This window comes from Mesorhizobium sp. M7A.F.Ca.US.007.01.2.1, assembly GCF_003998165.1.
Lineage (GTDB): Bacteria > Pseudomonadota > Alphaproteobacteria > Rhizobiales > Rhizobiaceae > Mesorhizobium > Mesorhizobium ciceri.
Map to the genome: position 1 here is coordinate 1 of NZ_RZQP01000042.1, position 14,664 is coordinate 14,664.

Genomic DNA, 14,664 nt, shown 5'->3' on the forward strand with positions numbered 1-14,664 from the left:
ATATCACCACGCCCAGCATCATGTACCCGCCACCCGAAACCGCGTCCCGGTGAAGAACGATCGGCTCCGTGCCACTCGGCACTTGGACAGATCCGTAGGGATAGCAGGCATCGACGATGTTCGAGGGGTCGGAGCCCGCACCGAAAGGCTGCTCGCGCTCGACGAATTCCAGCGGCGTTCCGCCGCGGAAGCGATAGCCGATGCGGTCGGCTTCGGGCGCGACCTTCCAGGTTTCCTCAAAGAACCGATTGCCGGCAGCCTCAGTGATCCGATGCCAGTATATGCCGGGAAGCATTCTGAGTTCCGCCGGGCTATTGCGCGCGCGGCGCAGATTTGCAGGCAGTGAAAGACCGGCTTTGCCGGAACCTTCGCCGAGGGGAAGCTCATCGCCCGCTTTCAGCGTGCGGCCCTGATGGCCGCCAAGCGCGCCCAGAATGTAAGTCGAGCGCGAACCGAGAACCACGGGTACGTCGATGCCGCCGGAGACGGCCAGATAAGCGCGCGCGCCGCCCTTGAGGAAGCCGAAAGAAAGCCGGTCACCGGCCTTCACCGGAAAACTTTCCCACGTCGACCGTTCCTCGCCATTGAGTTTGGGTGGGAGCTCTCCACCTGTGACGGCGACGACCGCGGATTGGGTGAATTCGAGTTCGGGACCCATGAAAGTGGCTTCGAGCACCGCGGCACCCGGATCGTTGCCGACAAGCAGGTTTGCGATGCGTGTCGCAAAGCGGTCCATGCCGCCGCCTTCTGGAATGCCGACATGATAGTGGCCGGGTCGGCCAAGGTCCTGCACGGAAGTGGAGAGGCCGGGAGAGATTACCTTAACGGCCATTGATAAGCTCCATCAGCTTTGCATTGGTGCCGTAAATGTCGCTGTTGAAATCCTTCAGGCTGAAGGTGCACTCGCGAACCGTCGGCTGCCACCGATTGGCTTCGATTTCCTCAAGCGTGGCGTCGTAGTCATCGCGGCCAATGGCCTTGAACTTGACGATATCGCCTGGCTTGAACAGGCACATGTCATCGGCGAGGTAGCGCACCTTCCTGGTCGGGTCGTAGATCGGGGCCGGGGTTATGCCATACATCTGGTAGCCGCCAGCGCCGCGTACCGAATAGATCGCTGCAAAGCAGCCGCCATGGCCAATGGTGAGCTTGGGAGTGTCGGTGCGTGGACGCAAGTATTTCGGCGCCTGAATCTGTTTCTTGCGCTCAACCATCTGGTACAGGAAGGGCAGTCCGGCGACGAAGCCGACCATCGATACGAACCAGGGCTGGCCGGAATAGGCCTCGATAAACTCTTCCACCGTGGCGTAGCCGTTGATGCGTGCCGAATATTCAAGATCGGTGGAGGAGGGGTCCTGATGGCGCTCGCGGAAGCGCAGGCAGGTTTCACGCGTCCATGGATCCTGGAAATAAACCGGCAGTTCGATGATCCGGGTCTTCAGCACCGGGTCCGACTTCGAGGCCGCCTCTTCCATCGACTTCAGTTCGCTGAGCAAATCCTGCGGCTTGACGATGTCGGGGTTGAAGCGAATCTGGAAGCTGGCGTTGGCTGGGCAGATCTCGGTGACGCCTCGGATGCCTGCCGTACGCACCGCATTGGTCATCGAAAGGCCGGTAAAGAAGGAGGTGAGCGACATTTCTTCGGACACCTCGCCGAAGATATGTTCGTCACCGCCGAAGTTGAATCGTATCGACATCGGTCCTCCTTAACCCGCCAATGCTGCGGCGTTTTCGATGAGCCAGCCTTCCAGCCAGCGGGTATGCACGTCTCCCGCCCGCATCGCCGGATCGGCGGCCAGCGCAAGAAACAGCGGCTTGGTGGTCTTGAGCCCGCCGATCTTCAACTCGTTGAGCGCGCGGATCAGGCGCACTATCGCCGCCTCGCGCGTCTCTGCATGCACGATCAGCTTGGCAAGCAGCGAGTCATAAAAGGGCGGCACCTGATAGCCTTGATAGAGCATCGAATCGAAGCGTACGCCCGGACCGCCGGGAATGCGAAGCTCGGCCACCTGCCCGGGGAATGGAGCGAACTCCTTCGCCGGGTCTTCGGCATTGAGCCGGACTTCGATCGCATGCCCTTTGACGGAGACATCGCTTTGCCGGATCCGCAGCTTCTCGCCGCCGGCGATGCGAAGCATCTCCGCAACGAGGTCGATGCCGGTGATCGCTTCGGTGACCGGGTGCTCGACCTGGATACGGGTGTTCATCTCGATGAAGTAAAAGCGGTCTGCTTCATCGTCGTAAAGATACTCTACCGTGCCGGCACCAGAGTATTTGACCGCCTTGGCCAAGGCGACCGCTGAAGCGCAGAGCTCTTCGCGCAGCCTGTCTGAAAGTGCGCGCGACGGCGCCTCCTCCCAAACCTTCTGGCGTCGCCGCTGCAGCGAGCACTCCCGCTCGTAGCAGTGGATGGCATCGCATCCGTCTGCCAGCACCTGCACCTCGATATGGCGGGCCTTGCCGATCACCTTTTCCATGTAGAGACCACCATCGCCAAAGGCGGCGAGGGCTTCTGCTTCGGCCTGAGGAAAGGCTTGTTCGAACTCTGCGAACGAGTTCGCGATGCGGATGCCCCGCCCGCCGCCGCCTGCCGCCGCCTTGATCATCACCGGAAAACCGGTTGCGGTCAGCACCTCGTGGCCAGCCTCGAGGCCCTCGACCCGGCCAGCCGAGCCTGGCACGACGGGGACACCTGCAGCGGCAGCGGCCGATCGCGCCGAGACCTTGTCTCCCATCATCCGGATCGCATCTCCCGACGGGCCGACGAAGACCAATGCAGCGCCTGTGACCGCGTCGGAAAACGCGGCATTCTCGGCAAGGAACCCATAGCCTGGATGAACACTGTCGCAACCGGTGTCGCGGGCAGCCTTCAGAATTGCTTCGACATTGAGATAGGACTTCTTTGCCGCTGGTGGGCCGATGTTGACCGCTTCGTCCGCAAGCTGGACGTGGAGCGACTCGGCGTCTGCGGCCGAATACACCGCCACGGTGGCGATCCCCAGATCTTGCGCGGCCCGGATGATCCTGACCGCTATCTCGCCCCGGTTGGCAACCAGAAGCTTTTTCAGCATCAGTCGAGATCCGCAATAGGTGCGCCGGCCATGATGGGATCCTCATTGTCGGCAATGAAGCGGATGTTCGTACCGGCCGTCTCGGCCCTCACTTCGTGGAACGACTTCATCACTTCGATGAGACCGATTACGTCTCCGGCGGACACCGCGTCGCCATCCGCCTTGTATGGCGGCTGGTCTGGCGAAGCGCTGCGATAAAAAGTGCCGGGAAGAGGTGAAAGAATCTGGGCCATAAAAAGCTCCGGAAAACTGCGGACAGACTAATCTGGAACCGCCCGCGCGGGCGGGTTCGGTCGAGTTCAGTGCCAGGGGGCGATTGCGGTGCGCACGGCCCGGGCTATTTCGATGGCGTTCGGCGTATCGGAATGCACGCAGATGGTTTCGCAGCGTACAGGGAAGAAACTGCCGTCCTCTGCCGTGCCCTCGCCCTCCCTGATGGCGCGTACGCACCGCTCGGCCATCTCTGCGGGGTCCTTGGCGTCATGAACGCGTGTCAAGATCAGCTTGCCGGAGGCATCGTAGTCGAGATCGGCATAGAACTCAGCGACAAATGGGATACCGCGCTCTTGATAGATCTTCTCATGCAGGGTGCCCGTCATGCCGAAGAGGGGTACGCCGAAAATTTCTGCCGCGTCGCACACGCCATGGGCTATTGCCTCCTGCTGCATGGCCATGAAGTAGAGGCTGCCATGCGGCTTGATGTGGTGGAGTTCCACACCCTCGGCCTTGAGGAAGCCGGCAAGCGCTCCCACCTGGTAAATGATGGTGTTCCTGACTTCTTCGCGGGTCATCCGCATCTCGCGCCGGCCGAAACCCTGAATGTCGGGCAAGCCTGGATGGGCGCCGATCTTTACGCCACTCGCCTTGGCGCTGCGGACGGCGGTGTGCATGTGATCCGGATCGGAAGCGTGAAAACCACAGGCGACATTGGCAACGTCGATGATGGGCATCATGCCCATATCATCGCCAACCTTGTAGAGGCCAAAGCTTTCGCCCATGTCGCAGTTTAGCGTCACCGCCATCGCATTGTTACCCCTCGAAGCTGCCGTCTTTGCGGCGTTGCAGCATTTTTTGCGCATGCGAGGGCATTTGTGAAATAGTAGTTTATTGATTGTCATATCAAAAAAACAGATAATGGTTCTGGGCCAGGGCGCACCATGACCATCACCTTGAAACAGCTGGATTATTTTATCGCGACCGCCGAGAGCGGACAGGTCAGTCATGCCGCGGTGGAACTCAACATCTCGCAATCGGCGGTCACTGCGGCGATAAAGACGCTCGAGGCTGACCTGGGCGTACGGCTTTTGGAGCGTAACCACGCTGGCGTAAGACTGACGATGGAGGGCGCGCGGTTTCTTGAACATGCGCGTGTTATCACCGGGGCCGTCGCTGCCGCCGTCCGAAGCCCGTTGCGCGATAGGAAAGGCCTGGCGGGCAAGCTGCGGCTGGGCATGACCTACACGGTCGTCGGCTACTACATGTCGCGCCACTACGCGCGGTTTCGAAAGACCTATCCCGAGATCGAGGTCGAGGTGCTGGAATTGCCCCGAGACGCTCTCGAAAGCGGCTTGATGTGCGGGGACATCGACATGGCCGTGATGCTGGTGTCCAACCTGGAGCACACCAAGGAGTTGGCGCAGGAGGTCTTGATGCGGTCGAACCGCCGGCTCTGGCTTTCGGCTGATCATCATCTGCTCGCGCGGCAGGAGATCAGCCTCGCCGATGTGGCGGCGGAAGATTATGTCATGCTGACGGTTGACGAGGCACGCACGACGGCCGCCCGTTACTGGGATGCCGCGGGCCTTTCGCTCCGCGCCGTCCTTACCACCAGTTCGGTCGAGGCCGTGCGGTCGCTCGTGGCTGCCGGCATGGGGGTCACTGTCCTGTCCGACATGGTTTACCGCCCCTGGTCCTTGGAGGGGCAGCGCATCGAAGTGCGCGGGCTTGTCGAGCCCATCCCCACTATGGACGTTGGCCTTGCCTGGTCGCGTGACAGATCAATCGAACCGGCGGCTGCGGCCTTCCGGGCCTTTATGTCCGTAACCATGGGCGGCGGCGGCTAATCTCCTGCCGCCAGTCAGGCGCTATGGCTCAGGCTCGCTGGTTGAGCAGCGGAGCATGCCGCGCGCAGGAGCTGATGCCTCGCATCCTCAAGGGGGATTTCACCTTTGTCGCAAATTACCTCGTCATCGTCGTCCCTCAGGTTGCTCCCGACAAACAGAAGGAATTCTTGGACAGTCTTATTGGTCACCTCGGACCGGAACCGGAGAAGTTTCTCATCGGCGGGCGGTGACTTCACGGTTGCGGGCTACGATCTGCTCGTGGCGGAGGGGAGGCGTCGCCTCCATGAAGCCCTTGATCAGCGCGTCGCGAATTCCGGGTGCGCGCGCCTTTTCCGCCGTGGACAGCGCATCCTGAAGATCAGGCAACGTCAGTTCCGTGCAGTAGGCGGGCGTGCCCGGTTGCTGGCGCCAGGAATTCGCGAGATCGCCGGCATCAAGTGCGTCGAAACCGGTCTCGTTCACCAGTTCGCTTGCGATCGCTTTGGCATGCACATCATCGCCTGCGACGGGGATCGCGATGCGTCCGGTCATTCCGGCCGCTGCGCCACTTTCTGCGAGCGTTTGGGCGAGGACTGCATTGAATGCCTTGACCACTGGCCGGCCGAGTTGTTCGCTGGACCACACGCTTTCCGGCTTCCCATCGTCAACCTCCGCGATATTCCCGTCGCGCATGGGATAATAATTGGAGGTGTCGATCACGACCACGTTGGCTGGTACATCGGCAAAGAGGCCGGCGACATCGGGGATCTTCGCAAACGGGATCGATAGAACGATCGCCTCGACATCCCTGGCTGCTTCGTGCGCGGCAACCGGGAGCGCACCAACCTCCGTCGCTTTCTCGCCGATGTCCTCAGGCCCCTTCGAGCCCGCCAGCTTCACCGCGTGTCCGGCGGCCGACAGCTTTCGTGCAAGGGTGGTGCCGATATTTCCCGCGCCGATAATGCCGATCTTCATGCCGATTTCCTTCCAGATAATTGTGATTATGAGCTCAGCGCATGGTGCGCGGATCTATTCCGTATTGAGCGGACATCCAGAGGGTCGCGCAGGGCGGTGCTGCCGACGGAGCAGTCCGCCTCGAAACTCGTATAGCTCGCGGCATCTGCTGACGGCTCGCGCCAGGCGCCAGGCAGGTTGCGGTACCCGTTGCCCGGATGCATGCCGGTATCATCTGCCTGATCATCGTGTCCTCGTTTAGCTCGCTGATGCCGACCTGTTAGAATAGTCGACCGGGGGCTATATGGAGACTCTCTCCGATTCGGCCTTTAGATGCGGAGAGTGTCTCCGGTATTCAAGGGTTCAAAGTCAGTAATGTCGCAATTGTCGGTCGCGTCAGCCCTGCGCAGGGACGCGCAGCATAATCGGGCGCACATTCTCGAGGTGGCGCGACAAGCGTTCGGCAACGATAGTGTTGACGTTTCGATGGATTCTATTGCGAAGCTGGCGGGCGTGGGAGCAGGGACGCTCTACCGCCATTTTCCAAACAAAGACGCCCTGCTGGCTGCGCTGTTAGTTCTTCATTATGAAGGCCTCGACCATCGTCGCGTTGAAATCGAAGCCGGGGAGAGCGATGCAGGCCGCGCACTCGAACTCTGGGTTGAAGCTCTCGGCGACTGGATGCTGGCTTATGAGGGCTTGCCTGAACCGTTACGGGCGGCTTGCCGAGTAGAATCCCCGCTGACGCCGACCTGCCATGCTGTCATCGCGACGACGGAGCGAATCCTGAAGGCTGCACAGGACGAAGGGCTTGCACGACGGACGATGACCGGGCGCGACATCTTTTTCGGGGCACTGGCGATCGCTTGGGCGAGCGGCGCAACGGCAGCGGGCGAAGACACCCGCAACGTGCTTCGCGACATTCTGAAGAACGGGTGGATGGAACCGAAAACAGCACCGGGCGGCCGACCTTAGTCTGCCTATCCGACTGCGCAGCCTCTCGAATTTAATCACGCCCGCCGCTAGCGGGTGTGCATCAAACAAGCGCTCTCTGACAGGGCGCCGTTGGGCTTGGGAAGGAGCGGCGTGCGAGGGCGGCAATTGGTCGCCCGCCCGCAGCCGCTTGCACAACCGCGATAGCAAAACCTTGGCATGATGAGGAAGAATATTGGACGAGCGGGGGTTTTCTGTACCTCTTGACCAAGCGTGAGCACTCGTCTTGGCGCTATGCTATCATTTCTGATCCCGCTTCCTGAAAACGGGGGATCCCGCAGAGCCTGAGGCAAGTCACCACTTCGTCCAGGATGATATCCAGTGCCTTGGCCACGCCGGGCTCGCCAGCCACGGTGCCGAACAGGGCGGCCCGGCCGATCGCCGCGACGGTGGCGCCGCGTGCCTTGGCCTTGACGATGTCCGTGCCCGTGCGGATACCGGAATCGATGAGGATCGGGATTTGGGCGCCAAGTGCTTGACGGATAGCGGGCAGGGCATCGATGCTCGATACAGCACCGTCGAGCTGGCGGCCTCCATGGTTGGACACCCAGATGCCATCGGCACCAGCCGCCACCAGTCGCGACGCATCGCCCGGGTGCAGGAGGCCCTTGACCAGCAGCCGGCCTTTCCACCAGTCGCGGATCTGGCGGAAATCGTCCCAGTCGAAACCTGCATGAAGGCTGCCGCCAACACGCGCGGCGATCGTCAGGCCGGCGCTGTTGTCACCGAGATAGCCGCGGACGTTCTCGAACTGGGGCAGACCGCCGCGCAGCAGGCGCAGCGACCAGCCAGGATGAAGCATGCCTTCCCAGAGATGCCGGGCCGAAGGCCGCAGTGGGATAGATATGCCGTTCCTAAGATCCTTTTCGCGCTTGCCACCGGCTTGCAGATCAACGGTCACCACCAGCGTCGAATAGCCAAATTCTTCCGCTCGCCTCACCAACTGGCGATTGAAGTCGAAATCCTTGAGCACATAAAGCTGGAACCACAGCGGCCCCTGTACGGCTCGCGCCATGCCTTCGATGCTGGCCGTGGCCATGGTGGAGAGCGTGTAGGGGATGCTGCGAGCGGTTGCCGCCCTCGCGATGGCAATGTCGGCTCCGGGCCTGACCAGCGCGCAGGAGCCCATCGGGCTGATCACCAGCGGTGTTGGCAAGGTCTCGGACCAGAGCGTCGTGGAAACGTTCGGATGCGAAACATCGATAAGCACGCGCGGCAAAAGTCTGATCTTTTCGAAATCGCTTCGATTGGCGTTGAGGGTGAGTTCTTGCCCCGCCCCGCCATCGATGAATTCGAAGACCGACTTCGGCAGACGACGGCGGGCAAGCCTGCGAAAGTCCTCGACCGAAACATGGCGATCGAGAGCGCCCATCTCAGGTCTGGACCCTGTGCCCGCCGGCAATGAATATCCGGCGCATGAGCGTCTGGCCGACCTTGCCAGGTCCAACAAGATTTATCCTTGGCTTGGTCATATCAGTCGCGCCCGGCCGTGAGCCGGTCGCAGACCGAACGGGTTATCTCGCTGGTCGACGCCCTGCCTTTCAGGTCGGCGCTCAGAAGCCCATTGGCCAGGCAGTCCTCGGTCACGCGACGGATGCGCGCGGCGGCCTGGTTGAGCCTCTCGTCGCCATGCTTGTGGCCGAGCCAGTCGAGCATCGAGGCTGCCGACAGGATCGTCCCATAAGGGTTGGCGATACCCTTGCCGGCAATGTCGGGTGCCGAGCCGTGCGCGGCCTGAAAGAAGCCGTTGGCCGCGCCGATCTCGGCTGAAGGCGCCATGCCCATCCCGCCCACCGTCGCGGCGGCGAGGTCGGACAGGATGTCGCCGAACATGTTCTCGCTGACGATGACGTTGAAATGGCCCGGTTTCACCACGAGATACATCGCCATGGCGTCGACCAGCGCGTGCTCGGTCGCGATATCGGGATAGTCCTTCGCCACTTCGTCGAAGACGGAGCGAAAGAAGGCATAGCTGCGCAGCACGTTGGCCTTGTCGCAGCAGGTCACCCGGCGCACGCCGTCACGGGGCGCGCCGCCCGACTGGCGCGCCAGTTCGAAGGCCTTGCGTGCGATGCGCTCGATGCCGGAGCGGGTCTGCACCAGCGTGTCGACCGCCACTTCGCCGCGCAACAGCGCGCCCGATCCCCGCGCGGCGTAAAGCCCTTCGCTGTTCTCGCGCAAGATGATGTAGTCGATATCGCCGGCCTTCACTCCGCTCAACGGGCTCGGCACGCCCTCGAAGAGCCTGACGGGGCGGATATTGGCATAGAGATCGAGTTCGAAGCGCAGCCTCAGCGTGAAATCCAGGCCTGCTTCGGTCCCATCGGGATGGATGACGCCCGGCAAGCCGCCCGCACCATGCAGGATGGCGTCCGCCTCGCGGCAGGCCTGGAAGGTCGGCTCGGGAAAGCTCTGGCCGGTCTTCAGGAAATGCTCGGCTCCGGCCGGGTATTCGCTGAAGTGCAAGGGGCTGCCGGGACCGAGCGCTGCTTTCACCACTTGAACCGCTGCGGCGCAGACTTCCGGGCCGATGCCGTCGCCATGCACCACGGCGATTTCGTAGACAGGCTTCATCGCCAACTCCCAAATGGTCTAACGCTCAGATGCACTTGCCGCCATCGACGTTGAGGTCGACGCCGGTGATCATGCTGGCCTCGTCGGAGCACAGGAATGCCGCGGCATTGCCCATGTCCGCCGGCGTAGACAGCCTGCCGATCGGAATGGTGGCGACGACGCGGGCGCGGTTCTCCTCGCCGGAGCCGATGAAAGTGGACAGAAGTGGCGTGTCGCCGGCAACCGGGTTGATGGCGTTGACGCGGATGCCGAAGGGGGCGAGTTCCACGGCCATGGCCCGGGTGGCGGCAATCGCCCAGCCTTTGGAAGCATTGTACCACGTCAAATTCGGGCGCGGCGAGACGCCGCCGGTGGAGGCGACGTTGAGGATGGCGCCTGATTTGATGGATTTGAAATGCGCAACGACCGCACGGGCGCCATTGTAGATGGATCGCATGTTGACGTTGGCGATCCGGTCGAACATCTCTTCGTCCATTGTCTCGAGCGCCAAGGGCGGCTGGGCCACGCCGGCATTGTTGACCAGTATGTCGAGACCGCCAAAGGCCGAGCGGGCCAGGTCTGCCGCCGCTTCGAAGCTTCCGAGTGTCGAGACGTCGCCTGTGATTGGCCGCACATTTTCGCCGGCTTCGGCAGCAACGCGGGCCGCGGCGGCCTCATCACGGTCCATCAACACGACCAGCGCACCTTCGGTGACGAATTTCCTGACGATGCCTTCGCCAAATCCTGAACCGCCGCCCGTGACGATAGCGACCTTGCCAGCAAGTCTCATATCTGTTCCTCCGTTGCCGGCACCATCGGGGAAGTCGCGTGCATTGCACAGTCCGATTATCTGAACGCCCTTTTAGCTTTCCTTGTTTGAGGTCGACCGGCGTGGGAGTCATAGTCGCCACGGAATTGTGAGGAGGAAGAGATGACGCTGAATTTCGACCCGCGGGCGAAAGCCACGGCGCTCTACCATGGCGAATTCCGGCCGATGTTCGTCGGCGGCAAGTGGGTTCCGGCACAGTCCGGCCAGGAGATGCAGGCGCTCAATCCGGCGACTGGCGAAGTGCTGGCCACCGTGCCGCGTGGCTCGGCGGTCGACGTCGATGCGGCGGTGGCCGCTGCGCGCACGGCTTTCGAAGGGCCGTGGTCAAAATTCTCGCCCTACGAGCGGCAGTGCGTGCTTCTGCGCATCGCCGATCTCTTCGAGACCCATTGGGAAGAACTCAGCGTTTCCGACACTCTCGACATGGGACTGCCGATCACGCGCACGCTCGCCAACCGGCGGCGCGTCATCGGCATGCTGCGCTTCTATGCGGGCATGGCGACCGCGCTGCATGGCGAATCCATAGACAATTCGATCCCCGGCGAGATCGTCTCGTTCACAAGGCGCGAGCCGGTAGGCGTTGTCGGCGCGATCATCCCCTGGAACGCTCCGACTGCGGCGTCGATCTGGAAGATCGCGCCGGCGCTCGCCACCGGCTGCACCATCGTGCTGAAGCCCTCGGAGGATGCTTCGTTGACGCCGCTGCTGATCGCCAGGCTGATGCAGGAGGCCGGCGTTCCCGACGGCGTCGTCAACGTCGTCACCGGCACCGGGACAGAGGCCGGGGCGCGGCTCGCTGAACATCCCGACGTCAACAAGATCGTCTTCACCGGCTCGACGCTGACCGGCCAGGCCATCGCGCGGGCGGGCGTGACCAACCTCAAGCGCGTTTCCCTGGAGCTCGGCGGCAAATCACCGATCATCGTCTGCCGCGATGCCGACATCGACAAGGCGGTTCCGGTCGCCGCGATGGCTGTGTTCGTGCATTCGGGCCAGATCTGCATCGCCGGTTCGCGGCTTTTCGTGGCCCGCGAAATCCATGACGAATTCGTGCGCCGGGTCGCCGAGTTTGCCGGCAGGCTTCGCATCGGCCATGGCATCGAGGCGGAAACCGAAATCGGCCCGCTCATCAATGCCAGGCAGGCCGGCAAGGTGGTGGGCTATATCAAGGCCGGCCGCGACGAAGGCGCGGAACTGATGGCGGGCGGCTCGCGACTGACCGGCGGGCCCTACGACGGCGGCAATTTCATCGCGCCGACGGTCTTCGGCGCGGTGTCGGACAAGATGACCATCGCGCGTGAAGAGATCTTCGGTCCGGTGATTTCGGCGATGCCGTTCGACACGCTCGACGAAGCCGTGGCGCGGGCCAATGCGACGCCCTATGGCCTGGCGGCCGGCATTTTCACCAGTCATCTTGGCACCGCCCACAAGCTCGCCCGCCGCATCAAGGCCGGCTCGGTATGGGTCAACATGTACCACGCCATCGACCCGGCGGTGCCGTTCGGCGGCATGAAGATGTCCGGCTACGGCCGCGAGGGCGGCATCGAACATCTGCATGAATATCTGGAGACCAAATCGATCTGGATCCAGACCGACTGAGGGTGCGCTGATATTCAGGAGAGGCCGGGCTGCCAATGGCGGCGTTCCCAACGCACCATTCTCGGCGCTCGTGCAAGGTGCCTGTCCGAAGGCGCGACGCTCAGTTTGCCAGTTCGCGCAAATTGGTGCGGATGAGGTTCATCAGCTGTTCGGAGAAGGAGTGGTGCACATAGCCCCGCGCGGTGATGATGCCGACGGAGCGGTGGGCGTCGCGATGGTCGATCGGCACCACCCGCATACGCTCGTCATTGCGCGAAATGGCGATGCCGGGCACCACGCAGACGCCAAGTCCCGAACACACCAGTGCCACCGCCGTCTGTGCGCTTTCGACCTCGTATTGCGGCTTGAACTCGATGCCTTCCGCCGCCGTCAGCCGATCGACAAGGCCGCGCACGGCGGTCTTGCGGCTGAGCAGGATGAGCGGATAGCGCAGCAGGTCCGAGAGCAGCAGCTTCTTTTCGCCACCGTATATTTCCGTGGGGATGCAGGCCATCAGCGGATCGTCGAGGATGGACTCGAACTGGAAGTCCGTCAGGTTTGGCAGTTCGGGGCCGATGTAGAACTCGACCTCCTGCTGTTGCAAAAGGCCAAGCGCGGCCTGCGGCGGGCTCTCGATGACCTCGACGATGCTGCGTGGGTAGCGCAACTTGAATGTCGCCAGGATATCGCCCAGCCGGCTTGCCGCGAGCGTCGGGGCGCAGGCGATCTGCACTTTGCCCTTGCGCCGAGCGGCGACCTCCGTCAGGCGGTCGAGGCTGGTCTGCACCTGTGACATCACGTTGGCGATCTCCTCGAACAGGATCTGGCCTTCCGGCGTCAGGCTGGCACGCTGTGCGGTGCGGATGAACAGCGAGATGCCGATCTGCTCCTCAAGGTCGCGAATCTGCATCGAGACCGCCGATGGCGAACGGTTGCTCTCCTCGGCAGCACGTCGGAAGCTGCCGTTTTCGGCGGCAAGCAGGAACGTCTGCAGAAGTTTGAGGTTGACGCTGGGCATATCCGCTCGGGCAGGGTGATCTGACCCCTGACCTATTCAGACGCGGAACCGATTGCAAGGCAATAGGGCAGGCCAGACATTGGTCCTGGCTTGGCCGGCAAAAGTGTCTCTCTTGTCGAGCCGCTCAATGAACCGCGGCGAACATGACGCGTTCCTCGGTGGCCTCCGAAAGCATCATCTCCTCGACAACGCGGCCGCGCTTGACCACCAGAATGCGATCCGAAACGGCGAGAATTTCAGGCAGGTAGGACGAGATGACAACGACGGCCATGCCTTGCTCGGCGAGATCGCTGATGAGCTGGTGGATCTCGACGATGGCGCCGACGTCGACCCCGCGTGTCGGCTCGTCGAAGATCACCAGCCTCGGCTTCTGAATCAGCGATTTGGCGATCACGACCTTTTGCTGGTTACCGCCGGAGAGCTCGATCATCCGGGCTCGGTCGCTGGTCTGCCGCAGGCTCAGACGTTCGCCCCATTCGCGGGCAAGTTGCCTGGCTCGCGCCAGCGACACCATGGAGACGGGATTGGCGCCCTCGGTCAGTTCACCCATTTGCAGGTTCTCGCCCGCGGTCATGGTTTCGAAGAAACCGTCGACCTTGCGATCCTCGGTGACATAGACGATGCCGTCGCGCACCGCAGGCCTGGGCACCCGATAGCGCACCGACTTGCCGAGCAGGCGGATCTCGCCGCCGTGGAAGATGTTGCGCTTCAACAGTCCGGCGACGACCTTGGCCATTTCGGTGCGGCCGGCGCCGACAAGGCCGAACATGCCGGTGACCTGGCCCGAAAACACCGAGAAGGAAGAGTTGCGCACCAGGCCGGCGCAGGACAGATTCTCGACCGAAAGCACCTTGTCGCCATAGGGGCGCGCCGTGCGCTTGACCTCGCCATGCAGCGTTTCGGTGAGCGTGCGGCCGACCATGGCCTGCACGATCGAGGCGCGGGTGAAGCCCTTGGCCTCGCCGGACGCGACGATCTCGCCATCGCGCATGACCGTGATGCGGTCAGCGACGGCAAGCGCCTCTTCCAGCGCATGGGTGATGAAGATGACGGCGATGCCCTCCTTCACCAGCCGCTGCAAAAGTTTGAAGAAGTGGCTCTTCTCTTCAGGCGTCAGCGTCGCGGTCGGCTCGTCGAAGATGATGACGCGAGCCTTGTGGTGGACGGCGCGCGCGATCTCCACCATCTGCTTGTGCGCCGCGCCCAGCGTGCTGACCTGCGCGGACGGGTCGACCTGGAAGCCCATGCCGGCGAGGAACTGCCGCGCCTGAATGTAGAGGCCGCGCAACCGGTTGAACATCTTCTCTTCGCCGAGATAGAGATTCTGCGCTACCGTCATGGCCGGCACCAGGTTGGTTTCCTGGAACACCATGGCGATGCCGGCGCGCAGCGCTTCGGCGGGCGTGGCGAAGGACACATCCTTGCCGTCGAAGGTCATCTTGCCCTCGGTCAGCTTGAAGACACCGGCCATGACCTTGGTCAGCGTCGACTTGCCGGCGCCGTTTTCCCCGAGCAGCGCGTGGATTTCGCCCTTGCGCAGGTCGAAATGGACATTCTTGAAGGCCGGAATGCGCGCGAATGCCTTGGCGGCATCCCTGAGTTCAATGATGTTGGCGTCCGACATCG

Annotated in this window: 15 protein-coding genes; 4 read left to right on the forward strand and 11 right to left on the reverse strand. The window is 62.5% G+C overall.

Annotation, left to right across the window (positions count from 1 at the left end):
* The 5 genes from EN949_RS10635 to EN949_RS10655 form a co-directional block, all read right to left on the reverse strand.
* Positions 1-832 (reverse strand): biotin-dependent carboxyltransferase family protein (locus tag EN949_RS10635; protein ID WP_164782490.1); only part of this gene is annotated, 832 nt, incomplete at its 3' end.
* The gene (locus tag EN949_RS10640) at positions 822-1,697 is read right to left on the reverse strand and encodes a carboxyltransferase domain-containing protein (protein ID WP_013533154.1); all 876 of its coding nucleotides are present in this window, start codon (positions 1,695-1,697) and stop codon (positions 822-824) included. The genes EN949_RS10640 and EN949_RS10635, both read right to left, overlap by 11 nt.
* 9 nt (positions 1,698-1,706) lie before the next feature.
* Positions 1,707-3,071, reverse strand: coding sequence for an acetyl-CoA carboxylase biotin carboxylase subunit (locus EN949_RS10645; protein WP_127366735.1), 1,365 nt, complete (start codon positions 3,069-3,071; stop codon positions 1,707-1,709).
* On the reverse strand, positions 3,071-3,304 hold the full coding sequence (locus EN949_RS10650; protein ID WP_013533152.1) for an acetyl-CoA carboxylase: 234 nt from the start codon (positions 3,302-3,304) through the stop codon (positions 3,071-3,073). Before EN949_RS10650 ends, EN949_RS10645 begins: the two co-directional genes overlap by 1 nt.
* A 66-nt stretch (positions 3,305-3,370) precedes the next feature.
* The gene (locus EN949_RS10655; RefSeq protein WP_024502406.1) at positions 3,371-4,093 is read right to left on the reverse strand and encodes a LamB/YcsF family protein; all 723 of its coding nucleotides are present in this window, start codon (positions 4,091-4,093) and stop codon (positions 3,371-3,373) included.
* 135 nt (positions 4,094-4,228) lie between these two features.
* Between EN949_RS10655 and EN949_RS10660 the strand changes: the two genes are divergently transcribed.
* Positions 4,229-5,134, forward strand: coding sequence for a LysR family transcriptional regulator (locus EN949_RS10660; protein ID WP_013533150.1), 906 nt, complete (start codon positions 4,229-4,231; stop codon positions 5,132-5,134).
* Positions 5,135-5,208: 74 nt separating this feature from the next.
* Positions 5,209-5,364: a hypothetical protein gene (locus EN949_RS10665; RefSeq protein WP_196815386.1), complete on the forward strand. Its 156-nt coding sequence runs from the start codon at positions 5,209-5,211 to the stop codon at positions 5,362-5,364.
* Here the strand turns inward: EN949_RS10665 and EN949_RS10670 are convergent.
* The gene (locus EN949_RS10670; protein ID WP_127366734.1) at positions 5,348-6,088 is read right to left on the reverse strand and encodes an NAD(P)-binding domain-containing protein; all 741 of its coding nucleotides are present in this window, start codon (positions 6,086-6,088) and stop codon (positions 5,348-5,350) included. The two genes, EN949_RS10665 and EN949_RS10670, sit on opposite strands and share 17 nt — an antisense overlap.
* A 354-nt stretch (positions 6,089-6,442) precedes the next feature.
* Here EN949_RS10670 and EN949_RS10675 point away from each other — a divergent pair, with 354 nt between their 5' ends.
* The gene (locus EN949_RS10675; RefSeq protein ID WP_127366733.1) at positions 6,443-7,042 is read left to right on the forward strand and encodes a TetR/AcrR family transcriptional regulator; all 600 of its coding nucleotides are present in this window, start codon (positions 6,443-6,445) and stop codon (positions 7,040-7,042) included.
* A 250-nt stretch (positions 7,043-7,292) separates the two neighbouring features.
* On the opposite strand, the gene EN949_RS10680 is transcribed toward EN949_RS10675, so the two are convergent.
* The 3 genes from EN949_RS10680 to EN949_RS10690 all read right to left on the reverse strand — a co-directional run bounded on the left by EN949_RS10680 (position 7,293) and on the right by EN949_RS10690 (position 10,403).
* Positions 7,293-8,432, reverse strand: coding sequence for an alpha-hydroxy acid oxidase (locus tag EN949_RS10680; protein WP_127367100.1), 1,140 nt, complete (start codon positions 8,430-8,432; stop codon positions 7,293-7,295).
* Positions 8,433-8,533: 101 nt separating this feature from the next.
* Complete coding sequence (locus tag EN949_RS10685; protein WP_063171496.1) at positions 8,534-9,634, reverse strand: isocitrate/isopropylmalate dehydrogenase family protein; 1,101 nt, start codon at positions 9,632-9,634, stop codon at positions 8,534-8,536.
* A gap of 25 nt (positions 9,635-9,659) precedes the next feature.
* Positions 9,660-10,403: a glucose 1-dehydrogenase gene (locus tag EN949_RS10690; RefSeq protein ID WP_013533144.1), complete on the reverse strand. Its 744-nt coding sequence runs from the start codon at positions 10,401-10,403 to the stop codon at positions 9,660-9,662.
* A 141-nt stretch (positions 10,404-10,544) separates the two neighbouring features.
* Between EN949_RS10690 and EN949_RS10695 the strand changes: the two genes are divergently transcribed.
* Complete coding sequence (locus EN949_RS10695) at positions 10,545-12,041, forward strand: aldehyde dehydrogenase family protein (protein ID WP_127370926.1); 1,497 nt, start codon at positions 10,545-10,547, stop codon at positions 12,039-12,041.
* A 100-nt stretch (positions 12,042-12,141) separates the two neighbouring features.
* On the opposite strand, the gene EN949_RS10700 is transcribed toward EN949_RS10695, so the two are convergent.
* Together EN949_RS10700 and EN949_RS10705 are read right to left on the reverse strand one after the other, a co-directional pair.
* Positions 12,142-13,038: a LysR family transcriptional regulator gene (locus EN949_RS10700; protein WP_013533142.1), complete on the reverse strand. Its 897-nt coding sequence runs from the start codon at positions 13,036-13,038 to the stop codon at positions 12,142-12,144.
* Positions 13,039-13,162: 124 nt separating this feature from the next.
* Positions 13,163-14,662 carry a sugar ABC transporter ATP-binding protein gene (locus EN949_RS10705; protein ID WP_127366997.1) on the reverse strand — a complete coding sequence of 500 codons (1,500 nt, stop codon included), beginning with the start codon at positions 14,660-14,662 and terminating at the stop codon, positions 13,163-13,165.
* Positions 14,663-14,664: the final 2 nt, after the last annotated feature.